Source organism: Agrococcus jejuensis (assembly GCF_900099705.1).
GTDB classification, from domain to species: domain Bacteria; phylum Actinomycetota; class Actinomycetes; order Actinomycetales; family Microbacteriaceae; genus Agrococcus; species Agrococcus jejuensis.
Genome location: NZ_LT629695.1, coordinates 2,294,620 through 2,319,964 on the forward strand (window position 1 = coordinate 2,294,620; position 25,345 = coordinate 2,319,964).

Consider the following 25,345-nt stretch of genomic DNA (forward strand, 5'->3'; position numbering starts at 1 on the left):
GCGCGCATCGACGAGCGCCGCGGCGGTGCGTCGCGAGCGATCGAGCAGGCGCGCGACCGTCTGCGTCGTCGCGACTGACGGACGTCGAGGCCGCATCCGTCGAGCATCCGCGGGTGCGATAGGCTGGTCGGCAGTGTTCTCCGGCGCGCTCCGCGGTCGGCAGAGACGTCACGACATCGGAAAGCGAGGATCGAATGGGTTCGGTCGTCAAGAAGCGCCGCAAGCGCATGGCCAAGAAGAAGCACCGCAAGCTGCTGCGCAAGACGCGTCACCAGCGTCGCAACCGCAAGTAGGCGACTGCTTCGACTCAGCGCTCGACACCTCGGTGTCGGGCGCTTCGTCGTTCCCGGAGCGTGATCGACGCACCTACCCTGGAGGCATGGTCGAGGTCACGTTCGTCGCGAAGCCCGGCTGCCACCTGTGCGACGTCGCGCGCCCGATCGTCGAGGGCGTCGTCGGCGAGTTCCCTGGCCGCGCCACGCTCGTCGAGCTCGACATGACGAAGGATGCGGCGCTCGCCGAGCGATGGAGCGAGGATGTGCCCGTCGTGCTCGTCGATGGCCGGCCGCACGCCTCGTGGCGCGTCGACGCCGCGCGGCTGCGCGACCGCATCGAGCGCGCGCTCGCCTGACGTCCGGCGAGATGTGCGCGAATCCGGGCACTCGTGACGCTCAGCGCCGCGAGACCCTGGATTCGCGCACATCGCGCCGTGCGGCGCGAGCGACGGTCAGGCGACGGGCTTGAAGAAGGGGATCGAGCCCCGCGGCCGGTGCACCTCGCCGCGGCCGGCCTTCGTGCCGCCGAGCACCATGTGCACGATCGTCGCGATGCCGGCGATCGTGATGAGCACGAACCACGGGATGAACGCGCGCGGGTCGGTCGTGACGCCGGCGGTCTCGAGCACGAGCACGACGATGCCGGTGAGGGCGAACCCGCCGATCGTGATCGTCGCGAACGTCAGCTGCCAGTTCGCCGCCTGCCGCGACACCTCGGCTGCGAACCCGCCTGCGGGGCGCAGCCGCACGTGGGTCACGACGGGCGCGACCCACGACACGATCTGCGAGACGATCGGCACGGGCACGAGGGAGACGAAGCCGATCCACCACGCGAGCGCGCCCGTGACGGGCATGGCGTGCGCCTGCGGCTCGGGGCCGCCGACGGCGCCGGGCGCCACCTCGTAGCGGTCGTGCTGCTCGGGGGTCGTCACCGCATCCGCCTGTCGTGCGTCAGGGCTCGAGGCGCGTGGGGCCGCGGAACAGGTAGGTCGTCTCGCGGATCGACGGGAGGCCGAGCATGAGCATGACGACGCGGGCGAGGCCCATGCCGAAGCCGCCGTGCGGGGGCACGCCGTAGCGGAAGAAGTCGAGGTAGCTCGACAGCTCCTCGGGGTCCATGCCCTTCGAGCGCGCCTGGTCCTCGAGCACCTCGACGCGGTGCTCGCGCTGCGCGCCCGTCGCGATCTCCGTGCCCTTGTAGAGCAGGTCGTACGAGCTCGTCAGACCCTCGCCGTGACGCATGTGGTAGAACGGCCGCACCGTGTCGGGGTAGTCGGTGACGAACACGAAGTCGTGCCCCATCGTCTCGGCGACGTGAGCGCTGACCCGGCGCTCTGCCTCGGGGTCGAGGTCGCCGTCGGCGCGCTCGATCGTGTGGCCGCGGGCCTCGACGATCTGCTTCGCCGCGGCGTGGCTGATGCGCGGGAACGGCAGCGTCGGCACCTGCAGCTCGATGCCGAAGGCGTCGCGGATCTGGTCGCCGTAGCGCTCGACGACGGCCGTGATGGCGTCGGTGAGCAGCGCCTCGTGGTGCGCCATGACGTCCTCGTGGCTGTCGATCCACGACAGCTCGGCGTCGACCGAGGTGAACTCGGTCGCGTGGCGGGAGGTGAACGACGGGTCGGCGCGGAAGGCCGGCGCGATCTCGAAGATCTTGCCGAAGCCGGCGCCCTGCGCCATCTGCTTGAAGAACTGCGGGCTCTGCGCGAGGTACGCCGTCGTCTCGAAGTACGGCACCTCGAAGAGCTCGGCGCGCGACTCCGACGCGGAGGCCATGAGCTTCGGCGTGTGGATCTCGATGAAGCCCTCGTCGATCCAGCGCGTGCGGAACGCGTGCTCGATGGCCGTCTGCACGCGGAAGATGAGCTGCGCCTCGGGGCGGCGCAGGTCGAGCATGCGGTGGTCGAGGCGCTTGTCGATGCCGGTCTCGGCGTCGATGGGCGAGTCGAGCGCGGTCGTCTCGACGACGAGCGACGCGATCTTCACCTCGAGGCCGCCGAGCTTCACGCGCTCGTCGTGCTTCAGCTCGCCCTCGACGGTCACGAACGAGCCGTGCATGAGGGCCGAGATCGACGCGGCCGTCTCGGCGGTGTCGTCGTTCACGGGGTTCACGAGCTGGGCCGAGCCCGACTCGTCGCGCAGGATGACGAACTGCACGCGCTTCTGATCGCGCACCGTCTCGACCCATCCCTGGACCTTGACGGGTCCGGCGTCGTGGGCGGCGAGGTCGGCGATGAGGGTGCGTGCAGTCACCCGTACAGCCTACGGGCGCGCGCGTGCGCCGCCAGCCGCGGCCGTCCACCCCTCGCAGGACCGCGCGCGACCACCCATGCTGGCTGCATGACGGATGCGGATGCCGACGCGATCGACGCCGAGCGCTGGCTCGTGATCGACGGTCGCCGGTGGCGGCGCACCGACCCGTCGCTGCCCGACGACGTGCAGGAGGCGCTGCGGTCGCACCTCGGGCGCGGTCGCGCGGCGGTGCGCGCGGGCAAGGCTGCCGACGACGACCGCGCGATCGCCGCTGCCCGGCGCCGCGTCGACCTCGCGAAGCACGGCCTGGGGGAGCGCGGTCCGCGGTGGTGGGACGAGCCCGAGGCCGACCGCCTCGCTCGCGCCCGCGACGCCATCCGCGAGCTCGACCGGCTCGCGTGAGTCAGCGCCCGCGCGATGCGCGCCAGCGGGAGACGCCCTCGTCGACGGGGAACGCGGACGGCAGCATCGCGACCGCGCCATCGTCCTTCGCGACGAGGTAGGGGCCGGCGCCGATGAGCATGCGGCGCGCGTCGCCCGTCGCGACGAAGTCAGCGGCGTTCCACACGACGATCCACACGTCGCCGTGGTCGAGGATGCCGTCGATGCCGCGTTCGCCGTCGAAGATCGCGTACCGCGCTCCCGACTGCGCCTCGAGGGCGTCGAGCATGAGTCGCACGATCTCGAGCGCGCGCTCGCGCGAGATGCCGGGCGACGCCTCGCGCTCGGCATCCACGGCGGTCAGCCGGCTGCGCTCGTCGCGACGATCTGCCCACCGCCGACGGCGATGAACTTCGTCGGCTCGATCGTGATGATCACGCGCTCGGCGGCGTCGTCGATCGGGTAGTCCATCCCGTAGCGGTGCTGCAGACCCTTGTAGAAGGAGGCGACGTCGTCGTCCTCGACCACGTCGACGACGCGGCCGCGCACCTCGAGCGCGCGCAGCGGCGACGCCGGGTCGTGGATCGAGAACGAGACGCGCCCCTCGTGCTCGAGGTTGCGGAACTTCTGCCGCGAGCGCGTGTGGGTGATGCGCACGACGCGGCCGTCCCAGTCGAACCACATGACGCTCGACTGCGGTGCGCCGTCCGGGCGCACCGTGGCCATGTGGGCGTAGTGCGCCTCGACGAGCAGGTCGGCGTGCGACGCGGGCAGCACGGGGTTCAGCGGGGCTCCCATGCCTCCAGCGTGGCACGCGGAGGTCGGGAGCGGGGAGGCGGGAGCGGTCGGCTCGAGACGCGCTAGTCGCCGCAGACGCCGCCAGCCGGGGCCGTCTCCATCGCGAGCATGACGTCGACCGAGCCGGTGCCGAGGCGGCCGTCGACCTCGTACGTCAGGCGCACGCCCTCGGTGCGGCTCGCGGCATCCGACGTGGGCTCGAGCGCGATCGCGACGACCATCTCGTCGCCCGGCGCGACGGTGACAGGAGCGAACACCGGGTGGAGGCCGACCTCGTCGAGCGGGAACCCGACGTAGCCGACGTCGGGCGGCGCGACGGGGAGCAGGTCGAAGCCGACGACGCGCACCGCGTCGGGGTCGACGAGGGCCGCATCGGTCACGACGATCTCGGCGTTCGTCGCGTTGCGCACCATCGGGAGCGCGATCGCGACGCGGCCGTCGGCGTGCACGGGCGTGCACACCGTCACCGAGCCGTCGGTCATCGACTGCAGCGCCATCGACGGTGCCGCCCAGCCGAATGCGAGGAAGGCCCCCGCGGCGGCGAGGGCGACCGCCGCGCTCGCCGACAGCACGGGGTTCCGCGCGAGTGCGACACGAAGGCTCATGGCGTGACAGTACCGACTCGCGCAGGGCTCGAGCGGCAGCGGCGCGCCGCGACTCGGCCACGCAGTGACGCGCAGCGGCACGCCGAGGGAAGATCGCCCTCGAGACGCCGCTCAGCGTCACATCCGGCCGTCCGCAGCGTCGGCGGTGCCGCCTACCGTCGTGGCATGACCGCATCCGCGTGCCTCGTGCCCGACTGCGACGACGCCGCGCAGCCCGAGGCGCTCGTCGCGTTGTGCGCGCACCACCTCGCGCTCGCGGCCGAGTCGGCCGTCGTCGACGACGTGCTGCCGCATCCGTGCCCCGTGTGCGCGAGCCGCATCGGCATCCGGATGCCGTCGGGCACGGTGTGCGCCACGTGCGAGTGGCGCGTCGGCGAGGTGCCCGACGCCGACCTCGCCCCGCCGCGCGTCGACGTCGTCTACGCGCTGCGGTTCGAGGACCGCGTGAAGATCGGCACGACGTCGAACCTGCGGCAGCGGCTCGGCGCCATCTGGCACGAGGAGCTCGTGGCGCTCGAGCGCGGCGACCGCTCGCTCGAGCAGCGCAGGCACGCCGAGCTCTCGGAGGCGCGCATCGGCCGCACCGAGTGGTTCCGCATCACCGACGAGGTCGCCGCGCACCTCGCGGCGATCGGCGAGGGCCGCGATCCGTGGATGCAGCACGCGCGCTGGCGCAGCGAGGCGCTCGCGCTGCGCGGGCTCGCCTGACGCTCGCCTTGTGCTGTGTTCTCAGCACAAGTTGTGCTAGCTTCATCGCACAAGATGCATCTCGCGAACGGAGCGGCATGGGCCTCCTGCAGTACCTCCTCGGCAGCCTGCCGAGTCCTGATGTCGTGGCGCCATTGGTCGCCGGGATCGCCCTCGCGGGCATCTCGTTCGTGTGGCGTCGTCCGCTGGTCACGCTGCCTGAAGGCGCGCGTCGCAGGCGCCTCCTCGTCGCGATGGGCGTGGGTGGTTCACTCGTCGTCGTGGCGACGAGCGTCGTCGCGAACGCGCTGACCGCCTCGATCGGCCCGCTCGACGCGACGGGGTACTCGGGCTGGTGGATGCGCCCGCTCGCGCTCGGTGCCGCGGGCATCGTGCTCGCGGTCGCGGCGGCCGCGCTCGCGACCGAGCACGCACCGGCACCCGGCGAACGTGCGCTGCTCCCACGGCGATCGTGGCTCGCGTTCGCGTCTGGGCCTGCGCTCGTCGCCGTGCTGGCGGTGGCGGCGCTGCTCGCCGCGACGATCGCCTGGCAGATCCGGATCGCCGTCGACGCGCCGGAGGACGGCGCGTTCTACGGCCGCACCGGCGTGCATGTCGACCTGCCGGTGTGGATGCCGTTCACCACGGGCCAGGGCTACGTCGCGGGTGTCGGCTGGCCCAACCACCTCGCGACGGGCGTCGCGCTCGCCGCCGTCCTCGCTCTGCTGTGGGCACTGCTGCGCGGCGATGCGGCACGGCCGGTGCCGGCCAGCGAGCCCGCGGCGACGACGCGGTCGACGCGCGTCGCGACGGCGAGGGTGCTCACGCTCGTCGCGCTCGGCGGCGTGCTCGCGACGTTCGGTGCGGTCTGGGCGTTCGTGGGCTTCACCGGCCAGATCGTCGTCGGTGTCGGCGACGATCTGCAGCCCGACGTCTTCCTCGGCACGGGCTACGCGATGCTCGCGCGGCCGATGCAGGCCGCGGGGCTCGCAGCGCAGGCGCTGGCTGTCGCGGTCCTCATGCGGCTCGCCATCGACACGACCCGTGCCGCCGTGGCTCGCCGCGCCGTGCCGGTCGAGACGTCGGCATGACGCCGCTCGCGCCGGACTCCGCCGACGGCATCGCCGAGCTGCTGCGCGGCGCGATCCGATCGGGTCGTCTTGGCGATGGCGATCGTCTGCCGACGGTGCGGCAGACGGCTCGCGACTTCGGCGTCGCGCAGGCGACGGCAGCGAAGGCGTATCGGGCACTCGAGCAGGAGGGGCTCGTCGTCACGCGCACGGCAGCGGGCACGCGCGTCGCGCCCGGCGCCTCCCGCGCACCGGCAGACGTCGTCGCATCCGCCCGCGCACTGGTCGAGGTGTCGGAGCACGAGGGAGTCGCGTTCGACGACGTCGTCGGCGTGCTGCGCGCGCTCTGGCCCGCACCGAGCACGGACGATGCGTCGGATGCCTGACGTACCGACGGGCTCGGGGTGGCTCGAGCACGGCGCGATCGTCGTCGGCCTCGCTCGGTCGTGCGGAGACCGGGACGTCGCCACTGGTCGGGAGGCATAGGCGCGCTCGGTACCATGACGGCCATGTCCGCCCGCCTGCATCTCGTGCGTCACGGCGAGGTCGACAACCCCGAGCGCATCCTCTACGGACGCCTCCCCGGCTACCCGCTCACCGAGCGCGGCCACCGCATGGCGGCGCTCGCCGCCGAGAGCGTCGACCGCCCGGTCGCCCGCGTCTACGCGAGCCCGCTCATCCGTGCGCAGCAGTCCGCGGCACCGTGGGTCGAGCGCGCCGGCGTCGAGCTGCGCACCGAGCACCGCATCATCGAGCCGGTCAACGCCTTCGAGGGCAAGACCCTCGCGAGCATCCGCGCCCTGCGCGACCCGAGGATGCTGCGCCTCGTGTGGAATCCGTTCCTGCCGACGTGGGGCGAGCCGTACGCGGCGATCGCCGCCCGGGTCGAGGCGGCGATGACGGATGCGCTCGACGAGCTCGCCGAGTCGGGCGACGAGGGCGACGTCGTCTTCGTGAGCCACCAGGCGCCCATCTGGATCACCCACCGGCACCTCGCGGGCCAGCGCCTCTGGCACGACCCGCGCGCCCGCCGCTGCGCGCTCTCGTCGATCACGACGTTCGAGCGGCACGGCACGCACCTCGTCGAGGTGGGCTACGACGACCCCGCGGCGTCGATCGACGCCGTCGACCTGGGAGCAGTGTGATGCGCACCACCCGCACCGTCCGATCGGCGGTCGCCGCCGCCGCTGCGCTCGCGATCCTCGCGCTCGCCGCCTGCTCGAGCGGCGACGGCATCGCGAACCAGGGCGACTCCGGGTACATCTCGGGCAACGGCGCCGTCGAGGAGTTCCCCGCGAACGAGCGCATCGACGCGCCCGACTTCGGCGGCACGCTCACGAACGGCGACGAGTGGTCGTCGCAGGACCACGCCGACGAGGTCATGGTCGTGAACTTCTGGTACGCCGCATGCCCGCCGTGCCGCGTCGAGGCGCCCATGCTCACCGAGCTCGCGACCGAGTACGACGGCGACGTGACGTTCATCGGCGTCAACGTGCGCGACGGCGCAGCGCAGGCGAACGCGTTCGACGAGTCGTTCGACATCCCCTACGAGTCGATCCTCGACGCCGACACGAGCGACGCGCAGCTCGCATTCGCGGGCACCATCACGCCGACGGCCGTGCCGACGACCCTCGTGATCGCGGCCGACGGCACGATCGCGGCGCGCGTCACCGGGGCGCTGCCCGAGGCGAGCATCCTCGCGACGATCCTCGACGACGAGCTGGCGTGAGCCCGGCCGATCCGATCTACGCGGGCCAGCTGCTGCTCGCGCTGCCCATCGCCCTCGCCGCGGGCGTCGTCGCGTTCGCGTCGCCGTGCGTGCTGCCGCTCGTGCCCGGCTACCTGGGACTCGTGTCGTCGCTCGCCGGCGGCAAGGACTCGCGTCGCCGACTGCTGCTCGGCGTCGCCCTGTTCATCGCCGGCTTCACGCTCGTCTTCGTGCTCGGCTCGTTCGTCGTCGGCGCCTCGAGCGAGTTCCTCATCCGCTACCGCGACGTGCTCATGCGCGTGCTCGGCGGCGTGCTCGTGGTCATGGGACTCGTGTTCATCGGCCAGCTGACCGTGTTCCAGCGGATGTGGAAGCCGCGACAGGTGCGCGCGGGCGGCATGTGGGCGGCGCCGCTCGTCGGCATCGTCTTCGCCGTCGGCTGGACGCCGTGCATCGGCCCGACGTTCGCCGCGATCAGCGTGCTCGCGCTCGACTCCGGCACCGCCTGGCAGGCGGCGCTCCTCGGCCTCGTCTACTCGCTCGGCCTCGGCATCCCGTTCCTGCTGCTCGCGCTCGGGTTCGGCTGGGCGTCGAAGGGCGTCGCGTTCGTGAAGCGGCACATCCGTGCCATCAACATCGTCGGCGGTGCCATGCTCATCGTGCTCGGCGTGCTCATGCTGTCGGGCATCTGGATGCAGGTGTCCGACGCGATCCAGGGATGGGTGGGGAATGTCGTCACGGTCCTCTGACGCCGAGGCGCCCAAGAAGGCGACGGCGAAGACGGCGAAGGTGCGCACGCCCTCCGCAGGCGACCCGCTGCGCCCCTCCGACCACGTCGACGGCACGCCCACGACGGAGTCCGCCGGCGGTCCGCGCCTCGGCCCCGTCGGCTGGGCGCGCTTCGCGTGGCGGCAGCTCACGAGCATGCGCACGGCCATCGTGCTGCTGCTCATGCTCGCCCTCGCCGCGGTGCCGGGCAGTCTCGTGCCGCAGCGCTCGAGCGACCCGAACGGCGTCATCGCCGTGCGCGACGCGAACCCCGACCTCGTGTGGCTCTACGACGCGCTGCAGCTGCACGACGTCTACACGAGCCCCTGGTTCTCGGCCATCACGATCCTGCTGCTCGTGTCGCTCGTCGGCTGCGTCATCCCGCGCATGCGCCACCACTGGGCGGCGATGCGCGCTCGCCCGCCGAAGACGCCCGCACGCCTCTCTCGGCTCGTCGGCTTCCAGACCGTGCCGGGCACGGCCGCCGACGTCGAGCGGGCCGAGGGCGTGCTGAAGCGGCTCGGCTACCGCACCGAGCGCTACGGCGACTCGGTGTCGGCCGAGCGCGGCTACCTGCGCGAGACCGGCAACCTCATCTTCCACGCGTCGATCGTCGTCATCGTCGTCGCGATCGTCGCGGGCAGCGGCTTCGGCTTCCAGTCGCAGCGCCTCGTCGTCGAGGGCGAGGGGTTCTCGCTCTCGGGCGCGAGCCTCGACACGCTCAACACGGGCCAGTGGGTCTCGGCCGACGACCTGCCGGCGTTCGGCATCCACCTCGACGACCTCGACGTCGTCTACGAGACCGAGAACATGAACGCCATCGGGCAGCCGCTCGACTTCACCGCCTTCGTGCAGGTGACCGAGGACGGCGACACGCACCCCGGGCAGATCCGCATCAACGAGCCGCTGCGCGTGCAGGGCAGCGACCTGTACCTCATCTCGAACGGCTACGCGCCTGAGATCACGGTGACGAACGCCGACGGCACCGTCGTGTTCGACGAGATCGTGCCGTTCCTCGCGCAGGACAACGAGATGACGAGCCTCGGCGTCGTGAAGCTGCCGGATGGGCTCGCCGAGCAGGTGGGCCTGCAGGGCTTCTTCTACCCGTCGGCGGCGCAGCTCGAGACGGGTGCGTACGCGTCGTACTACCCCGACCTGCTCAACCCGCTGCTGTCGCTGCAGGTCTACACGGGCGACCTCGGCCTCGACGACGGCGTGCCGCAGTCGGTGTACCAGCTCGACACCGAGGACATGGAGCAGGTCGCCGGCCGCGACTCCGCCGAGCCCGCGCTGCTCATCGGACCCGGCGAGACGGTCGCCCTGCCGAACGGCCTCGGCACGATCTCGTTCGAGGGCATCCGCCGCTACGCCGTCATCGACGTGCACCGCGACGTCACGCAGGGCTGGGTGCTCGGCGGTGCGATCGCGCTCGTCGCCGGCCTGCTGTCGAGCCTGCTCATCCCGCGCCGCCGCCTGTGGGTGAAGGCGACCGACCAGGGCCTCGAGCTCGCGGGCCTCGCCCGCGGCGAGGACCCGAGGCTCGAGGGTGCCGTCGACGACCTGGCGCGCAGGCTGCGCGGCGACGACGCCGACGCGGAGCCCGAACCGCCGCGAAGCACCTGACGCCCGACCGAGCGCCACGCATCCCGTCAGCTGGTCGAGGAGCGCGCGAGCGCAGCGAGCACGCGTCACGAGACCTCGTGACGGCCGCTCCCGCCGAGTCGCGCGCATGGTCGCGCAGGGCGGGTCCGTCGCGAGGTCTCGTGACGGCTGCAGCCTTCGGCTGCGGCCTCCTCGACCAGCTGCCGGGGAGGCGCCAACCCTTCGCCACCACCGGGTCGGGCGTCGTGTCGCCGTCGTCGGCGGGCACGCCGCGCAGGCCGCCCGAGATGGCGTACTCCTCCTCGGGCGACAGCACGAGCCGGTGCCTGCCGTAGATCGCGAACCCGATGAACACGAGCACGTAGATGATGACGATCGCGACGATCGCAGGCAGGAACGACGGGTTCACGAGCACGCCCACGAACACGATGCCGGCGATGATCGCCGCCGAGTAGGCGCCCGGCAACCCCCACGGGGAGCGGTACGGGCGGGCCGCATCCGGGAACCGCCTGCGCAGCAGGATGAACGCGACCATCTGCAGGAAGTACGCGACGACGGCGCCCCACACGGCGATGTTCAGCACGATCGCGCCAGCGGGGCTCGCGCTGCCACCCGTGGCATCCACGACCACGAGCGCCGCGAAGCCGAGCACGGCGCCGACGAGCAGCGCGACCCACGGCGTCTGCCGCGCGCCCGTGACCGAGAGGAACCGCGGGTAGTAGCCGGCGCGCGACAGCGAGTACATGTTGCGGCCGTAGGCGAACATGATGCCCATGAGCGAGGCGAAGAGGCCGACGAGCGCGAGCAGCGCGAGCACGGCCGCGGCCTCGGGGCCGACGATCGCCGCGAAGCCCTCGAGCAGCGGCTCGCCCGAGACGCCCGTCGCCTCAGCGCCGAGCACGCCCGTGTTGAGGAACAGCACGATGAGGCCCGTGACGATGAGCGTGCCGCGAGCCCAGAGGCCGGCGCGCGGGATGTCGCGGGCGGGGTCGTGCGACTCCTCCGCGGCGAGCGGAAGCTCCTCGATGCCGAGGAAGAACCACATCGCGAACGGCAGCGCGAAGAGGATCGGCAGGATGCCCTCCGGCAGGAACGCGGAGGCGCCGAGGGCGTCGGGGTTCGGCGCCATGTCCCACAGCGCATCCCACGAGAACGCGCCCGAGACGAGCGCCATGACGCCGAAGGCGACGATGATGCCGATCGAGATGATCGAGACGACGATCGCGAAGCCGAACGAGATGTTGGCGCCGGCGGCGTTGAGCGCGATGAAGACGGCGTAGAGGATGGCCCAGCACACGGGACCGGGCAGGCTGAAGCCCAGCAGGGCGCTCGTGATGCCGTCGGCGTAGAGCGCCGAGAAGTACACGACGACCGCGGTGGTGGCGACGTACTCGATCGTCTCGGCGAGGCCGGTGGCGAGGCCGCCCCACGGCCCCATGGCGCTGCGGGCGAACGAGTAGGCGCCGCCGGTGTGGGGCATCGCGGCGGCCATCTCGCCGATCGAGAACGTGAGGCCGTAGTACATGACGACGAGCACGGCGAAGGCGATGAGCATGCCGCCGAAGCCCGCGAAGTCGATGCCGAAGTTCCAGCCCGAGAAGTCGCCGGAGATGACGGCGGCGACGGCGAGGCCCCAGAGCCCCCACACGCCGGCGCTGCGCTTCAGCCTCCGCTTCTCGAAGTAGCCGTCGGCCGCGCGCGCGTATGTGACGCCACCGACCTTCCTCTGCTCTGCCATGACGTCCCCTCGTGCGACCGGGATGGGAGGAGGCGTGCCGGCGGGAGACCGGGCGCCTTGGCGATGAGCATGCTCCTAAAGGACTGGCGTGTCTACCTTTGCGTGTGAACTCCCTGTTACGGTGCCTGCAGCGCGACGCCACGGCAGTCGCGCTCATGGTCGGGTTCGCCGTCGAGACGGGAGTGGACGATGGGTGCACGCACAGGCATGCTGACGACCGACGAGCTGGCAGCGCTCGTCGCGGCCGACGAGGTCGACACCGTGATCGTCGCCTTCGCCGACATGCAGGGCAGGCTCGTGGGCAAGCGCGTGAGCGCGCGCCTGTTCGCCGAGGAGGTCGCGGACCACGGCGCCGAGGCGTGCAACTACCTGCTCGCGGTCGACGTCGAGATGAACACCGTCGACGGCTACGCGATCTCGAGCTGGGAGAGCGGCTACGGCGACATGGTGCTGCAGCCCGACCTCGCCACCCTGCGGCGCCTGCCGTGGCTGCCGGGCACCGCGATGGTCATGGCCGACCTGCAGCGCGTCGCGGGCGGCGACGTCGCCCCGAGCCCGCGCGCCATCCTCAAGCGGCAGCTCGACCGCCTCGCCGAGCGCGGCCTCACGGCGTTCGTCGGCACCGAGCTCGAGTTCATGGTCTTCGACGACGGCTACCGCGACGCGTGGCGCAGCGGCTACCGCGGCCTCACGCCCGCGACCGACTACAACATCGACTACGCGCTGCTCGCCTCGAGCCGCATGGAGCCGCTGCTGCGCGACATCCGCCGCGGCATGGATGGCGCGGGCATGTACTGCGAGGGCGTGAAGGGCGAGTGCAACCTCGGCCAGCAGGAGATCGCGTTCCACTACGCCGAGGCGCTCGAGACGTGCGACAACCACACGATCTACAAGAACGGTGCCAAGGAGATCGCCGACGCGCACGGCAAGGCGCTCACCTTCATGGCGAAGTTCGACGAGCGCGAGGGCAACTCGTGCCACATCCACCTCTCGGTGCGCGGTGTCGATGGCGAGGCCGTGATGGCGGGCGACGGCGAGCACGGCTTCTCGCCGCTCATGGAGCACTGGATCGCAGGCCTGCTCGCGACGATGCGCGAGCTGACGCTCTTCAGCGCCCCCAACGTCAACTCGTACAAGCGCTACGTCGAGGGCAGCTTCGCGCCGACGGCGATCGCGTGGGGCCTCGACAACCGCACGTGCGCGCTGCGCGTCGTCGGCCACGGCCACTCGCTGCGCGTCGAGAACCGCGTGCCGGGCGGCGACGTGAACCCGTACCTCGCGGTCGCGGCGATCATCGCAGGCGGCCTGCACGGCATCGAGCACGAGCTGACGCTCGACGACGTCTTCGTGGGCAACGCGTACGGCTCGGATGCGCCGCGCGTGCCGACCACGTTGCGCGAGTCCGCCGAGCTCTTCGCGGGCTCGGCGCTGGCGCGCGAGGCCTTCGGCGACGACGTCGTCGACCACTACCTGAACTACGCCCGCGTCGAGCTGGCGGCCTTCGACGCCGCCGTGACCGACTGGGAGCGATTCCGCGGATTCGAGAGGCTCTGAACGCGTGACCAAGCCCATCATCGGCGTGACGACGTACCTCGAGCAGGCCGTGAGCGGCGTGTGGGACGTGCGCGCCGCCTTCCTGCCCGAGGTCTACCTCAAGGGCGTGACGGAGGCGGGCGGCGTCGCCGTGCTGCTGCCGCCGCAGGAGGCCGACCCCGAGACGATCGCCCGCGTGCTCGACGGGCTCGACGGCCTCGTCGTCACGGGCGGCAAGGACGTCGACCCGGCACGCTACGGCGCCGCGCCGCATCCGACGACCGACGAGCCGCGGCTCGACCGCGACGCGTGGGAGGACGCGCTGCTGCAGTCGGCGATCGCGCGCGACCTGCCGTTCCTCGGCATCTGCCGCGGCATGCAGCTGCTCAACGTGTCGCTCGGCGGCTCGCTCGTGCAGCACCTGCCCGACGTCATCGGCTCCGACCGCTACAACCTCGGCGGCGGCGTGTTCGCCGAGAACCCCGTCGACGTGCATGCGGGCTCGCGCCTGTCGCGCATCCTCGGCGACGAGGGCCGCGTCATGGTGCAGAGCTACCACCACCAGGCGCTCGACCGCGTCGCCGAGGGCCTCACGGTCACGGCGCGCGGCGACGACGGCGTCATCCAGGCCGTCGAGCTCGAGGGCGTGCCGTACGGCGTCGCCGTGCAGTGGCATCCCGAGGAGGACGCGCACGACCGCCGCCTGTTCGCGAGCCTCGTCGACGCCGCCCGCGTGCACATGGAGGCGCTCGCATGACGGCGCTGACCCTGATCGACCCCACCGACGAGTCGGTGATCGGCGAGGTGCCGATGGCGACGGTCGCCGACACGGATGCGGCCGTCGCGCGCGCCGTGCGGGCGCAGGAGGGCTGGTCTCGTCTCGCGCCCGTCGACCGCGCCCGTGCGCTGCGTCGCTTCGCAGCGGTCGTCGACGCGCACGTCGAGGAGCTCGCGCAGCTCGAGGTGCGCAACTCGGGGCATCCCGTCGGCAACGCCCGCTGGGAGGCGGGGCACGTGCGCGACGTGCTCGACTACTTCGCCGCGGCGCCCGAGCGGCTCATCGGCGACCAGATCCCCGTCGCGGGCGGCATGGACGTGACGTTCCTCGAGCCGTACGGCGTCGTCGGCGTCATCGTGCCGTGGAACTTCCCCATGACGATCGCGGCGTGGGGCTTCGCGCCCGCGCTCGCGGCCGGCAACGCCGTCGTCGTGAAGCCTGCCGAGTGGACGCCGCTCACCGCGCTGCGCATCGCCGAGCTCGCGCTCGAGGCCGGGCTGCCCGAGGGGCTGCTGCAGGTGCTGCCCGGCGCGGGCGACGTCGTGGGCGAGCGCCTCGTGACGCATCCCGACGTGCGCAAGATCGTGTTCACCGGGTCGACGGCCACGGGCGCGCGCGTCATGGCGGGCGCGGCGCAGCAGGTGAAGCCCGTCACGCTCGAGCTCGGCGGCAAGAGCGCCAACGTCGTGTTCGCCGACGCCGACCTCGAGCTCGCCGCCGCCTCGGCACCCGGCGCGGTGTTCGACAACTCGGGCCAGGACTGCTGCGCCCGCAGCCGCCTGCTCGTGCAGCGCAGCGTGCTCGACCGCTTCCTCGAGCTGCTCGAGCCCGCCGTGCGCGCCGTCACCGTCGGCGACCCGCGCGACGAGGCGACCGTCATGGGGCCGCTCGTGTCGCGCGCGCACCTCGAGCGCGTGCAGGGCTTCCTCGACGGCGCCGACGTCGCGTTCCGCGGCGACGCCCCCACGGGCAAGGGCTTCTGGTGCCCGCCCACCGTGCTGCTGCCCGCATCCGCCGACGACCGTCTCGCGCGCGAGGAGATCTTCGGCCCCGTCGTGAGCGTGCTGCCGTTCGACGACGAGGCCGACGCCATCGCGATGGCGAACGACAGCGACTACGGCCTCGCCGCGTCGATCTGGACGCGCGACCTCGGCCGCGGCATCCGCGTCGCCCGCGGCGTGCAGGCCGGCAACCTGTCGGTGAACTCGAACTCGGCCGTGCGCTACGCGACGCCCTTCGGCGGCGTGAAGCGCAGCGGCATCGGCCGCGAGCTCGGACCGGATGCGGCGCGCGCGTTCACCGAGACCAAGAACGTCTTCTTCGCCACCGAATGACCCCAGAAGGACCCCACGACATGGCCATCACCCCCATCGACCTCACCCAGCGCCTCGCGGGCAAGGTCGCCATCATCACCGGCGGCGCGAGCGGCATCGGCCTCGCCACCGCGCGCCGCTTCGCGGCCGAGGGCGCGACCGTCGTCATCGCCGACATGTCCGTCGAGGCGGGCGAGGCGGCGGCGGCCGAGGTGGGCGGCGCATTCATCCGCGTCGACGTGACCGACCAGGCCCAGGTCGACGACCTGTTCGACGAGACCGCGCGCCGCTTCGGGTCCGTGGACATCGCCTTCAACAACGCCGGCATCTCGCCCGACGACGACGACTCGATCGAGACGACCGAGCTGCCCGCGTGGGAGCGCGTGCAGGACGTCAACCTCAAGAGCGTCTACCTGTGCTCGCGCGCCGCGCTGCGGCACATGACGAGGCAGCAGTCGGGCTCGATCATCAACACGGCGTCGTTCGTCGCGCTGCTCGGCTCGGCGACGAGCCAGATCTCGTACACGGCGTCGAAGGGCGGCGTGCTGGCGATGACGCGCGAGCTCGGCGTGCAGTTCGCGCGCCAGGGCATCCGCGTCAACGCCCTGTGCCCGGGGCCGGTGAACACGCCGCTGCTGCAGGAGCTGTTCGCGAGCGACCCCGAGCGGGCGCAGCGCCGCCTCGTGCACGTGCCGAAGGGACGCTTCGCCGAGCCCGAGGAGCTCGCGGCCGCCGTCGCGTTCCTCGCGAGCGACGACGCGTCGTTCATCACCGCCTCGAGCTTCGTCGTCGACGGCGGCATCACCGGCGCCTACGTCACGCCGCTCTGATGGATGCGGGCGCGCACGAGCCGCCGTCGTCGCTCATCGACGACGCGCTGCTGGGGCCCGTGCGCGCCGTCAACGCGTTCGAGGAGACCGTCGGCAGGCTGCTGCAGCAGATCCGGCTCGGCATCGTCGAGCCGGGAGCGTCGCTGCCGCCCGAGCGCGAGCTCGCGACGCGCTTCGCCGTCAGCAGGGACACCGTGCGCGAGGCGATCCGCGCGCTGACGGAGGCGGGCTACGTGCACGCGCGCCGCGGCCGCTACGGCGGCACCTTCGTGGCGTCGCAGCTGCCGGCCCCGACGGCGCTCGACGGCACGGTCGACGTCGCCGAGCTCGACGACGTCTTCGGCGTGCGCGACGTGCTCGAGCCGGGCGCCGCGCGGCTCGCGGCAGCGCGTGCGCTCTCGGCCGCCGAGCGGGCGGCGCTCACGACGCACGCGCGAGAGTCGGCGGCGGCGAGCGCCGACGACTACCGGCGCCTCGACTCGCGGCTGCACCTCGCGATCGCGGAGCTGTCGGGCGTGCCGTCGCTCGTGACGCTCGTCGCCGAGAACCGCATGCGCGTCAACGCGCTGCTCGACGCCATCCCGCAGCTCACGCGCAACATCGAGCACAGCGACGAGCAGCACCGCGCGGTCGTCGACGCGATCCTCGCCGGCGACCCCGCGGCCGCCGAGGAGGCGATGCGCGAGCACCTCGCGGGCTCGGCCGTGCTGCTGCGCGGCTTCCTCGGCTGAGCGCCCGCGATCGGGCCGAGGTCGGGGATAGGTCGACGGCGTAGGATCACGGGCATGCCCGACGTCTCGTGGGACTCGTACTCCCTGCTCGCCGTCTACTCGTCGATGGCGGTCTACGCGATCGCGTTCATCGCGTTCGCCTTCGACGTCGCACGCCGCCGCGACCCCGCGGAGGTGCGCGAGCGCGAGCTCGTCGCCGCCGGCGGAGGCTCGACCACGACGACGGTCGCACCGGCGACGGTCGCGAAGGGCGGCCGCCGCAACCTCGCGAAGGTGGGCTTCGCGCTCACGGTGCTCGCGTGGGTGCTGCACGTCGCGGGCACCGTCATGCGCGGCATCGCCGCCGAGCGCGTGCCGTGGGCCAACATGTACGAGTTCGCGCTCACGTCGATCGGCATCATCGTCGGCATCTTCGTCTTCGCGCAGCTGTGGCGCGACCTGCGCTTCCTCGGCGTCTACATCACGGGCCTCGCGACGGTGTTCCTCGGCGTCGCGACCGTCAACTTCTACGTGTCGCCCACGCCGCTGCCGCCGGCGCTGCAGTCGTACTGGCTCGTCATCCACGTGTTCGTCGCCGCGCTCGGCACGGGCTTCTTCGCGCTCGGCTCGGGGCTCAGCATCCTGCAGCTCATCCGCTCGAAGGCGTCGGGGCTCGCGTACGTCGACCGCCTGCCGGGTGCGAGCGCGCTCGAGGACCTCTCGTACCGCGTCTCGGTGATGGGCTTCATCTTCTGGACGTTCACGCTCATCGCCGGCGCCATCTGGGCCGAGCACGCGTGGGGCCGCTACTGGGGCTGGGACACCAAGGAGGTGTGGACGTTCGTCATCTGGGTCGTCTACGCCGGCTACATCCACGCCCGGGCGACGCGCGGCTGGCGCGGCACGAGATCCGCGTGGCTGCAGCTCATCGGCTTCGCGGCGATCCTCTTCAACTTCACGATCGTGAACGTCTACTTCAAGGGCCTGCACACGTACTCGGGTCTGCCCCAGTGACCCGCGCGGCCTGACCCCGGCCGGGGCTCAGGCCTGCTCGGCGAGCACGGCGTACGACGCCTCGAGCCTGCGCCGCCACCACGCGGTGCGCTCGGCCGATGCGGCGTGCCACGCGAGGCGGTGCTCGTCGACCTCGACGCGGCCCACGGGGATGCTGCCGTCGACCGGCAGCAGCGGGCCGGCGACGTCCTGCTCGAGCAGCGCACCCGTGCCGAGGCCGCAGTCGTACGGCAGCTCGGGCAGCGCCGCGGCGAGCGCCGCGCCCTGCGACAGCCCCACCGACGTGTCGAGCGCGCTCGACACCACGGCGGGCAGCCCCGCCTCGGCGACGATCGCGAGCGCTCGGCGCACGCCGCCGAGCGGCTGCGCCTTCACGACGAGCACGTCGGCGGCGCCCGCCGCGACGACCGCGAGGGGGTCGGAGGCCTTGCGCACCGACTCGTCGGCCGCGATCGGCACGCCCATGCGGTGCACGCGCGACCGCAGCTCGGCGAGCTCGGGCACGGTCGCGCACGGCTGCTCGGCGTACTCGAGGTCGAGGCGCTCGAGCGCGCGGATGGCGGTCTCGGCCTCGTCGACGTTCCACCCGCCGTTCGCGTCGACGCGGATGCGCGCATCGGGCAGCAGCGTGCGCACCTCGCGCACGCGCGCGACGTCGTCGGCGAGCGTCTGGCCGCGCTCGGCGACCTTCACCTTCACGGTGCGGCAGCCGTCGTAGCGGGCGAGCACCCCCGCGACCGACGCGGGCGCGACGGCGGGCAGCGTGGCGTTGACGGGGATGCGGTCGCGCAGCGCGGGCGGCCGCGGCATCCACGCATCCTCGATCGCGGCGGCGAGCCACGTCGACGCCTCGTCGGGCTCGTACTCGAGGAAGGGGCTCCACTCGCCCCAGCCCTCGGGGCCGCGCACGAGGGCGGCCTCTCGGTGCTCGACGCCGCGGAAGCGGGTGGCGAGCGGCAGGTGCACGACATGGAGCGCGTCGAGCAGCGCGTCGATGGGCGGGAGCATCACGCCCATCCTGGCCGACGGGCCGCCTCCGCACCATCGATCGCTCCGCGGGTTCGCGGCTCGGCCTCAGGTGCGAGGCGCTCGCGTACGGCATGCTGGTGCGCATGACGACGACCGAGATGCCCTGGGTCACCGAGACGCGACTCGCGCCGGGGCAGCAGCTCAAGCGCAACACGGTCTTCGGGTGGATCGCCGCGGGGCTCGCGGCCATCGGCGGCGTCATCTTCCTCGTGACGATGGGCATGCTGTTCGCGGGCCTCGCGAACCTGTTCATCACGGGCCTGCCGTTCTGGGGCATCCTCACCCTCGCCACCGTCGGCTGCGCCGTGAGCGCCATCGTGCGCCGCGGCCGGCTCAACACGGCCCTCGGCGTCGGCTCGCTCGCGCTGCTCGTGCTCACGAACCCGCTCATCCCGCTCGTCGTGATCCTCGCGCTGAGCGGCGCGTGAGGCTCGCCGACGCGATCCGAGCACGTGCCCGCGGCCTCGGCCGCCTCTCGCTCGTGCTCGTGCCCATCGGGGTCGTCGGGCAGGTCGTCTCGTTCCTGCAGCAGGTGACGCACCTCTTCGCGCCCGTCGCGGGCGAGCGCCCCGGCGTCATCGCGGTGCTCGTGACCGTGACGGTGCTCGGCGTGCTGGGCGTCGGATGCGGGCTGCTCGCGGCCGCCTCGCCCGAGGGGCGGCGCACGGGGGCGCTCGGGGCGTCGCTCGGCGGCGCGACGCTCATCCTCTTCCTCGTCGCGAGCGCCTTCGCCTGGCGCTCGCTCGCCATCTTCTGACGCCCGGCGGCGCGCGGCGCCGTCCAGGAGGCGTCGGGGGACGTCTGGCATGCTCGGCGCATGTCCGCGCCGATGCCCGACTTCGAGATGCCCGAGGCGGCGTCCGAGCGTCGCGGCCGATGGCTGCGCCTGCCTCGCGGGCCCCGTGCGCGGCGCATCCTGGGCATCGGCGTCGTCGCCGCGGTGCTCGCTGCGCTCGCGATCGTGGGCGTGCCGGCGCTCGTCGACCAGCAGCGCGGCCGCGATGCCGTCGCCGTCGTCGAGCGCTACGCCGCCGACGTCACGGTGGGCGACGTGGATGCGGTCGTCGCGGCGCAGTCGCCCGATGCGACCCAGGCGTCGGATGCGCTGCTGCGCGACGACCTACTGACGCCCGCGGCGCCCTTCGCGGTCGACGACGTCGAGCTGCTCGCGCTGCAGGGCACGCGCGCCATCGTGCGCGTGCACCACACGATCGGGCCCGACGATGGCGCATCCATCGTCGAGCTGGTGCATCGCGGCGGCGAGTGGCGCATCGCCGAGGGGCTGCTCGGCATCGCGCAGGTGCCGCACGGGCTGGCGCTCGCGCTCGGCGACGAGGCGCTGGCGGGCCGCGCGTGGCTGCTGCCGGGCCGCTACAGCCTCGAGCCGGTGACGATCGGCGTCGTCGACCTCCGCAGCAACCCGTTCGTCGTCGTGCCGGGCGAGCGCGTCGACGTGTTCGCGCTGGCGTGGCCGACGATGGAGGGCTCGAGCGTGGCCTACACGGCGGTCGAGGCGTTCGTCGCCCAGCATCGCGCGGCCTGCGGCGACGCGTGCTCGGTGCTCGGTGCCGACACCGGCGTGCCGCCGAGCCTCGAATGGGACCTCGATCTCGCATCGCACTCCGGCACGATGACGGCCACCATCACGACCGAGGCACCGAGCGCGAACGCCGAGGCCATGGGGCCCATCACCGCCAGCTTCGTCGACTTCGACGTCGTGCTCGCCGACGACCTGCAGTCGCTCACGGTGACGCCCGCCAGCCCGGTGGCGGCGCCATGACCGAGCGCATGCCCGACTTCACGATGCCCTCCGACGAGGACCTCGCCGCCGAGCGCCGCGCCGAGGCGATCTCGCGCGCCCGCGCCGCCGATCCCACCTCAGGGCTGCGCGATGCGCTCGGGCTCGAGCAGGAGCCGCTCGACGAGGCGGTGCTCGCCGATGCGGCGGGAGCCGACGAGGCCGACGATGCGTCGGGGGAGCAGGGTGCTGCCGCGCTGCCCCCGCCCGACCCGAGCACCCGCATCCACTCCCGTCGCGCCGACCGACCGGTGCGCGTGCCCTCGGCCGTGCGCCGCCGCGTGCTGACGATCGTGCGCAACCCGATCGTCGCGTTCGCGACCGGCGCCTCCGTCGTCGCCGCGGGCTTCCTGGCCGCGCCGGCGATCACGGCCTGGACCGAGCGCGGCACGATGGCCGAGCTCGAGCGCGTCGTCGACGACTACGTGGCGGCGCTCAACCAGGGCGATGCCGAGGCGGCGGTCGCCGCCTTCCGCCCTGACGAGGGGATGGGATCGCTGGCACTCATCGAGGCCGGGGTCGCGCCGACGAGCCCGCCCACGGTGGCCTGCGGAGCGCCCACGCTCGACCGCGCCGGCGACGTGGCGACGGCCCGCTGCAGCCTCGAGGTCATGGGCTACGGCTCGGGCGGCATGGTCACCCCGCTGCGGATCGAGCGGGTCGACGGCAGCTGGCGACTCGGATCGAGCCTCCTGCAGCGCTCGTACGTCGCACCGGCGCTGTTCGAGCTCGTATCGGTGTCGGGCGTGCCGATGGCGGGCCTGCTCGATCCCGACGAGGAAGCCTACTGGCTGCTGCCCGGTGGCTACGACACCGAGACGCGCACCTCCGACCTCATCGACCTCACCGACTACGGCGGGCTCGTCGTCGCCGACGGCGGCGGCTACCTCAACGTCATGCCGCAGGTCTCCGAGGCCGTCATGGACGACGTCGAGGCGGCCGCGCTCGCCTTCGCGGAGGGCTGCGTCGTCGACGAGGATGCCGCCACCCGGTGCGGCATCGTGCCGCCGCCCGAGGGGCGGGGACTCTCGGCCAGCTTCTCGCAGCCGGGGTACCCGCACGACGCCCTGACGTTCGGCATCCCCGTGCGCATCGCCGGCTCGGGCGAGGCCGCCGCGCCGAACGTCGAGGTGCTCGTGCACTTCGACGAGACCTGGACGTCGTACGAGCTCGAGGTCACCGGCGTCACGGAGATGTACGGGTGACCGAGGGGATGCCCGACTTCGCGATGCCGTCGGAGGACGACGTCGCGCGGCAGCGGGCGCAGGCCGAGGACGACGCTCGGGAGGCGGCGGCGCGGGCGGCCCTCGGCGTCGAGCGAGGCCAGGCGGGCTCGGACGTGCCGTTCGCGCCCGCATCCGAGCCGGCGCCGCAGTCGGCCCCGGCCTCTCCTGGCAGGCGCCGCATCCTCACGCTCGTGCGCAACCCGGTCGTCACGTTCGTCGCAGGGGCGGCGCTCGTGGCGGCGGCGTTCGTCGCGGTGCCCGCCATCCAGCGCCAGTCGGAGGCTGGCTCGCTCGCTGAGCTGGACCGCGTCGTCGCCGAGTACGTGGGCGCGATCGAAGCGGGCGACCTCGAGACGGCGTCGCGCATGGCTCCGCCCGACCCGGCCTACGCCGACACGTCGCTCGTCGACGTCGCGACCACCACCGGGGCCCCGGCGTTCGAGTGCGCGGAGCCGTCGGTGGGCGACGACGTCGCGACCGTGTCGTGCACCGTCGCGATCCCGACGTTCGGCTCCGGCTCGACCATGCGCATGCGGCTCGTGCGCGACGGCGGCTGGCGCGTCGAGACGGGGCTCGCCGTCGCATCGCCGCTCTTCGTCGGCCTCGCCGACGTCGAGACCATCGGCGGTGCCCTCGTGCCCGACGGCTTCGACCTGTTCCGCGATCCCATCTGGCTCTACCCGGGCGCCTACGACCTCGACATCACCACGTCGCCGCGGCTCGAGACGGGCGACTCGGCACTCGGGGTGCTCGCCGACGGATTCCTCTGGTTCGGTGGCGTCTCGCCGGGGCCCGAGATGCTCGACGAGATGACGATCGCCGCCGTCGACTACGTCGCCGCGTGCTCCGAGACCGCAGCGGCCGGCTGCCCGACCGTCGCGCCGCTCGGCCCCGGCGAGCGCTTCGAGCCGCTCACCGACGGGTACTCGTCGTCGAGCGGCAGCCTCGAGCTCGTCGTCGGCATCGTCGTGCGGCGCATCGGCGGCGCGCCCGACCAGTGGGGCATCGACGTGCGCGCCGTGTTCGACGAGGACCTGCAGTCGTACACGGTCGTGCCCGCGGTGCCATCGATCTGAGCGCCGCTCGGAGATCGTTCGGAGCGCTGCCTCGGCGAGCCGTGACACCCCTGCGGCGTAGGCTGGGCGGGTGACCGTCTCCGAGCTCTTCGACCCGAGCGCGTGGGTCGTCTCGCCCGAGTCCGAGGGCTTCTCGGACATCACCTCGCACCGCTCGCACGACGGCCGCATCGCTCGCATCGCCTTCGATCGGCCAGAGGTGCGCAACGCCTTCCGGCCCTCCACGGTCGACGAGCTGCACCGCGCCCTCTCGGCCGCGCACCTCGACTCGAAGGTCGGCGTCGTGCTGCTCACGGGCAACGGGCCGAGCCCGAAGGACGGCGGCTGGGCGTTCTGCTCCGGCGGCGACCAGCGCATCCGCGGCCGCGACGGCTACCGCTACGCCGAGGGCGACTCCGCCGCCACGATCGACCCCGCCCGCGCGGGCAGGCTGCACATCCTCGAGGTGCAGCGCCTCATCCGCTTCATGCCGAAGGTCGTCATCGCCGTCGTGCCCGGATGGGCTGCCGGCGGCGGGCACTCGCTGCACGTCGTGTGCGACCTCACGATCGCGAGCACCGAGCACGCGCGCTTCAAGCAGACCGACGCCGACGTCGGCTCGTTCGACGCCGGCTACGGCTCCGCGTACATGGCACGGCAGACGGGGCAGAAGTTCGCGCGCGAGGTGTTCTTCCTCGCCCGCGAGTACTCCGCCGACCGCGCGCTCGCCGCGGGCGCGATCAACGCATCCGTGCCGCACGCCGAGCTCGAGACGACCGCGATCGAGTGGGCGCGCGAGATCCTCGGCAAGAGCCCCACGGCCATCCGCATGCTGAAGTACGCGTTCAACGCGCCCGACGACGGGCTCGTGGGCCAGCAGCTGTTCGCGGGCGAGGCCACGCGCCTCGCGTACGGCACCGACGAGGCGGTCGAGGGCCGCGACGCCTTCCTCGAGAAGCGCGACCCCGACTGGTCGCCGTTCCCCTGGGCCTACTGATGGGCGCACGCTGATGCCCGAGATCGTCGCGACGAGCGGCACCTCGGGCGTGCCCAAGCAGGTGCTGCTGTCGGATGCCGCGATCGCCGCGTCGACCGACGCCGCCAACGAGGCGCTCGGCGGCGCGGGCCAGTGGGTGCTGTCGCTGCCCGACTCGTTCATCGCCGGCCGCAACGTCGTGTGGCGCAACGCGCCGTCGGGGGCGCCGCTCGTGCGCACCGAGGGCTCGTTCACAGCCGAGGCGTTCGTCACGGCCGTCGAGTCGCTCGAGCACGAGCGCCGCTACACGTCGCTCGTGCCGACGCAGCTCGCGCGCCTCGTCGACGCCGCGCAGCTCGACCGCTCGTTCGCCGGCCCCATCCGCCGGCTCGACCGCATCCTGCTCGGCGGTCAGCGCGCGCCGATCGGCCTCATCGAGCGCGCCGCGCGGCTGGGGTGGAAGGTCACGCGCACGTACGGCATGACCGAGACGTGCGGCGGCTGCGTGTGGGACGGGCGGCCGCTGGGGCTCACGAAGGTGCGGCTCACCGACCAGATCGAGATCTCGGGGCCGCACCTCGCCGACGGCTACTCCGACGAGGAGCTCACGGCGCGACGGTTCGTGCAGGATGCGAGCGGCACGCGCTGGTTCCGCACGGGCGACGCCGGCTCGCTCGTCGGCGGCCAGCTGCAGGTCTCGGGCCGCATCGACGACGTCATCGTGTCGGGCGGCGTCAACGTGTCGCTCGCGGCCGTCGAGCACGTCGTGCAGGTCTTCGCGCCCGACGCCGTCGTCGTCGCCGGCCCCGACGCCGAGTGGGGCGAGGTGCCCGTCGTCGTGACGACGCTGCGCCCCGACCTCGCCGAGATCCGCCAGGCGGTGCAGCACGCGCTCGGCAAGCCAGCGCGCCCCAACCACGTCGTGACGGTGTCGGTGATCCCCACGACCCACACGGGCAAGCCCGACCGCAAGCGCCTCTCGCGCCTCGTCGCGAGCCGCATGCGCCAGCGCCGCACCTCGTGGTGGCGCTCGACCCCGTCGGCGCCCCGCCCGCCCCGCTGACCCGCGCGCGCGGGTCGCTGCGAACTTGCGCGTGCGCGGGTGCCGCTCGAGGTGCTCGACGAGCCGGCCACGCAGCTGGTCGAGGAGGCCGCAGCCGAAGGCTGCAGCCGTCACGAGACCACGCGAGGTGCCCGC

Annotated in this window: 29 protein-coding genes and 1 pseudogene; 23 read left to right on the forward strand and 7 right to left on the reverse strand. The window is 72.9% G+C overall.

Annotated features, from left to right (window positions below; genetic code table 11):
* Positions 1 to 194 precede the first annotated feature (194 nt).
* Both BLQ67_RS10805 and BLQ67_RS10810 read left to right on the forward strand, forming a co-directional pair.
* Positions 195 to 293 carry a 30S ribosomal protein bS22 gene (locus BLQ67_RS10805; protein ID WP_021011861.1) on the forward strand — a complete coding sequence of 33 codons (99 nt, stop codon included), beginning with the start codon at positions 195 to 197 and terminating at the stop codon, positions 291 to 293.
* Between the two features lie 86 nt (positions 294 to 379).
* Entirely contained in the window at positions 380 to 631 is a 252-nt protein-coding gene (locus tag BLQ67_RS10810) for a glutaredoxin family protein (RefSeq protein WP_092504971.1), read from the forward strand.
* A gap of 96 nt (positions 632 to 727) precedes the next feature.
* On the opposite strand, the gene BLQ67_RS10815 is transcribed toward BLQ67_RS10810, so the two are convergent.
* Both BLQ67_RS10815 and aspS read right to left on the reverse strand, forming a co-directional pair.
* The gene (locus tag BLQ67_RS10815; protein WP_092504973.1) at positions 728 to 1,207 is read right to left on the reverse strand and encodes a DUF4870 domain-containing protein; all 480 of its coding nucleotides are present in this window, start codon (positions 1,205 to 1,207) and stop codon (positions 728 to 730) included.
* A 19-nt stretch (positions 1,208 to 1,226) separates the two neighbouring features.
* Positions 1,227 to 2,528: an aspartate--tRNA(Asn) ligase gene (gene aspS / locus BLQ67_RS10820; RefSeq protein WP_092504975.1), complete on the reverse strand. Its 1,302-nt coding sequence runs from the start codon at positions 2,526 to 2,528 to the stop codon at positions 1,227 to 1,229.
* Positions 2,529 to 2,615: 87 nt separating this feature from the next.
* On the opposite strand from aspS, the gene BLQ67_RS10825 reads away from it, so the two are divergent.
* Positions 2,616 to 2,930 carry a biopolymer transporter Tol gene (locus BLQ67_RS10825; protein ID WP_092504977.1) on the forward strand — a complete coding sequence of 105 codons (315 nt, stop codon included), beginning with the start codon at positions 2,616 to 2,618 and terminating at the stop codon, positions 2,928 to 2,930.
* Between the two features lies 1 nt (position 2,931).
* Here BLQ67_RS10825 and BLQ67_RS10830 read toward each other — a convergent pair whose 3' ends face one another.
* From BLQ67_RS10830 to BLQ67_RS10840, 3 genes are all read right to left on the reverse strand, one after another.
* On the reverse strand, positions 2,932 to 3,264 hold the full coding sequence (locus tag BLQ67_RS10830) for a YrhB domain-containing protein (protein ID WP_092504979.1): 333 nt from the start codon (positions 3,262 to 3,264) through the stop codon (positions 2,932 to 2,934).
* A 5-nt stretch (positions 3,265 to 3,269) separates the two neighbouring features.
* On the reverse strand, positions 3,270 to 3,707 hold the full coding sequence (locus tag BLQ67_RS10835) for a PPOX class F420-dependent oxidoreductase (RefSeq protein ID WP_092504980.1): 438 nt from the start codon (positions 3,705 to 3,707) through the stop codon (positions 3,270 to 3,272).
* A gap of 62 nt (positions 3,708 to 3,769) precedes the next feature.
* Entirely contained in the window at positions 3,770 to 4,312 is a 543-nt protein-coding gene (locus tag BLQ67_RS10840; protein WP_157674806.1) for a hypothetical protein, read from the reverse strand.
* Positions 4,313 to 4,477: 165 nt separating this feature from the next.
* On the opposite strand from BLQ67_RS10840, the gene BLQ67_RS10845 reads away from it, so the two are divergent.
* From BLQ67_RS10845 to resB, 7 genes are all read left to right on the forward strand, one after another.
* On the forward strand, positions 4,478 to 5,020 hold the full coding sequence (locus BLQ67_RS10845; RefSeq protein ID WP_092504984.1) for a GIY-YIG nuclease family protein: 543 nt from the start codon (positions 4,478 to 4,480) through the stop codon (positions 5,018 to 5,020).
* Between the two features lie 77 nt (positions 5,021 to 5,097).
* Entirely contained in the window at positions 5,098 to 6,090 is a 993-nt protein-coding gene (locus BLQ67_RS10850) for a hypothetical protein (RefSeq protein WP_157674807.1), read from the forward strand.
* Positions 6,087 to 6,455 carry a GntR family transcriptional regulator gene (locus BLQ67_RS10855; RefSeq protein WP_092504988.1) on the forward strand — a complete coding sequence of 123 codons (369 nt, stop codon included), beginning with the start codon at positions 6,087 to 6,089 and terminating at the stop codon, positions 6,453 to 6,455. Before BLQ67_RS10850 ends, BLQ67_RS10855 begins: the two co-directional genes overlap by 4 nt.
* Before the next feature lie 123 nt (positions 6,456 to 6,578).
* Positions 6,579 to 7,214, forward strand: a complete 636-nt coding sequence (locus tag BLQ67_RS10860; RefSeq protein WP_172802304.1) for a histidine phosphatase family protein — start codon at positions 6,579 to 6,581, stop codon at positions 7,212 to 7,214.
* Positions 7,214 to 7,798 (forward strand): TlpA family protein disulfide reductase, encoded by a 585-nt coding sequence (locus BLQ67_RS10865; protein ID WP_092504992.1) that lies wholly within the window; start codon positions 7,214 to 7,216, stop codon positions 7,796 to 7,798. The genes BLQ67_RS10860 and BLQ67_RS10865 overlap by 1 nt, the downstream gene beginning before the upstream one ends.
* Positions 7,795 to 8,526, forward strand: a complete 732-nt coding sequence (locus BLQ67_RS10870) for a cytochrome c biogenesis CcdA family protein (RefSeq protein ID WP_092504994.1) — start codon at positions 7,795 to 7,797, stop codon at positions 8,524 to 8,526. The genes BLQ67_RS10865 and BLQ67_RS10870 overlap by 4 nt, the downstream gene beginning before the upstream one ends.
* Positions 8,527 to 8,566: 40 nt before the next feature.
* On the forward strand, positions 8,567 to 10,168 hold the full coding sequence (resB, locus tag BLQ67_RS10875) for a cytochrome c biogenesis protein ResB (RefSeq protein WP_157674808.1): 1,602 nt from the start codon (positions 8,567 to 8,569) through the stop codon (positions 10,166 to 10,168).
* A 229-nt stretch (positions 10,169 to 10,397) separates the two neighbouring features.
* Here the strand turns inward: resB and BLQ67_RS10880 are convergent.
* A pseudogene (locus BLQ67_RS10880) lies at positions 10,398 to 11,885 on the reverse strand (amino acid permease); the annotation flags it as partial.
* 189 nt (positions 11,886 to 12,074) lie between these two features.
* Between BLQ67_RS10880 and BLQ67_RS10885 the strand changes: the two are divergent.
* The 6 genes from BLQ67_RS10885 to ccsB are packed head-to-tail and all read left to right on the forward strand — an operon-like array spanning position 12,075 to position 18,063.
* The gene (locus BLQ67_RS10885; protein ID WP_092504998.1) at positions 12,075 to 13,439 is read left to right on the forward strand and encodes a glutamine synthetase family protein; all 1,365 of its coding nucleotides are present in this window, start codon (positions 12,075 to 12,077) and stop codon (positions 13,437 to 13,439) included.
* 4 nt (positions 13,440 to 13,443) lie between these two features.
* A complete protein-coding gene (locus tag BLQ67_RS10890) occupies positions 13,444 to 14,175 on the forward strand; it encodes a gamma-glutamyl-gamma-aminobutyrate hydrolase family protein (protein ID WP_092505000.1) in 732 nt (243 codons plus the stop codon).
* Positions 14,172 to 15,530, forward strand: coding sequence for an aldehyde dehydrogenase family protein (locus tag BLQ67_RS10895; RefSeq protein WP_092505002.1), 1,359 nt, complete (start codon positions 14,172 to 14,174; stop codon positions 15,528 to 15,530). Before BLQ67_RS10890 ends, BLQ67_RS10895 begins: the two co-directional genes overlap by 4 nt.
* Before the next feature lie 20 nt (positions 15,531 to 15,550).
* Complete coding sequence (locus BLQ67_RS10900) at positions 15,551 to 16,339, forward strand: 3-oxoacyl-ACP reductase (protein ID WP_092505004.1); 789 nt, start codon at positions 15,551 to 15,553, stop codon at positions 16,337 to 16,339.
* Positions 16,339 to 17,070: a FadR/GntR family transcriptional regulator gene (locus tag BLQ67_RS10905; protein WP_092505006.1), complete on the forward strand. Its 732-nt coding sequence runs from the start codon at positions 16,339 to 16,341 to the stop codon at positions 17,068 to 17,070. Before BLQ67_RS10900 ends, BLQ67_RS10905 begins: the two co-directional genes overlap by 1 nt.
* A gap of 54 nt (positions 17,071 to 17,124) precedes the next feature.
* The gene (gene ccsB, locus BLQ67_RS10910; protein ID WP_092505008.1) at positions 17,125 to 18,063 is read left to right on the forward strand and encodes a c-type cytochrome biogenesis protein CcsB; all 939 of its coding nucleotides are present in this window, start codon (positions 17,125 to 17,127) and stop codon (positions 18,061 to 18,063) included.
* A gap of 27 nt (positions 18,064 to 18,090) precedes the next feature.
* On the opposite strand, the gene BLQ67_RS10915 is transcribed toward ccsB, so the two are convergent.
* Positions 18,091 to 19,071, reverse strand: coding sequence for an o-succinylbenzoate synthase (locus BLQ67_RS10915; RefSeq protein ID WP_092505010.1), 981 nt, complete (start codon positions 19,069 to 19,071; stop codon positions 18,091 to 18,093).
* A 104-nt stretch (positions 19,072 to 19,175) separates the two neighbouring features.
* On the opposite strand from BLQ67_RS10915, the gene BLQ67_RS10920 reads away from it, so the two are divergent.
* From BLQ67_RS10920 to BLQ67_RS10950, 7 genes are all read left to right on the forward strand, one after another.
* Positions 19,176 to 19,520 (forward strand): hypothetical protein, encoded by a 345-nt coding sequence (locus tag BLQ67_RS10920; protein WP_157674809.1) that lies wholly within the window; start codon positions 19,176 to 19,178, stop codon positions 19,518 to 19,520.
* Positions 19,517 to 19,849 carry a hypothetical protein gene (locus tag BLQ67_RS10925; protein ID WP_092505014.1) on the forward strand — a complete coding sequence of 111 codons (333 nt, stop codon included), beginning with the start codon at positions 19,517 to 19,519 and terminating at the stop codon, positions 19,847 to 19,849. Before BLQ67_RS10920 ends, BLQ67_RS10925 begins: the two co-directional genes overlap by 4 nt.
* A gap of 60 nt (positions 19,850 to 19,909) precedes the next feature.
* Positions 19,910 to 20,872 carry a hypothetical protein gene (locus BLQ67_RS10930; protein WP_092505016.1) on the forward strand — a complete coding sequence of 321 codons (963 nt, stop codon included), beginning with the start codon at positions 19,910 to 19,912 and terminating at the stop codon, positions 20,870 to 20,872.
* Positions 20,869 to 22,095, forward strand: coding sequence for a nuclear transport factor 2 family protein (locus BLQ67_RS10935; RefSeq protein ID WP_092505018.1), 1,227 nt, complete (start codon positions 20,869 to 20,871; stop codon positions 22,093 to 22,095). Before BLQ67_RS10930 ends, BLQ67_RS10935 begins: the two co-directional genes overlap by 4 nt.
* Entirely contained in the window at positions 22,092 to 23,192 is a 1,101-nt protein-coding gene (locus BLQ67_RS10940; protein ID WP_092505020.1) for a hypothetical protein, read from the forward strand. The genes BLQ67_RS10935 and BLQ67_RS10940 overlap by 4 nt, the downstream gene beginning before the upstream one ends.
* Positions 23,193 to 23,262: 70 nt before the next feature.
* On the forward strand, positions 23,263 to 24,168 hold the full coding sequence (locus BLQ67_RS10945; RefSeq protein ID WP_092505022.1) for a 1,4-dihydroxy-2-naphthoyl-CoA synthase: 906 nt from the start codon (positions 23,263 to 23,265) through the stop codon (positions 24,166 to 24,168).
* A 13-nt stretch (positions 24,169 to 24,181) separates the two neighbouring features.
* Positions 24,182 to 25,210, forward strand: coding sequence for an AMP-binding protein (locus tag BLQ67_RS10950; RefSeq protein WP_092505024.1), 1,029 nt, complete (start codon positions 24,182 to 24,184; stop codon positions 25,208 to 25,210).
* Positions 25,211 to 25,345: the final 135 nt, after the last annotated feature.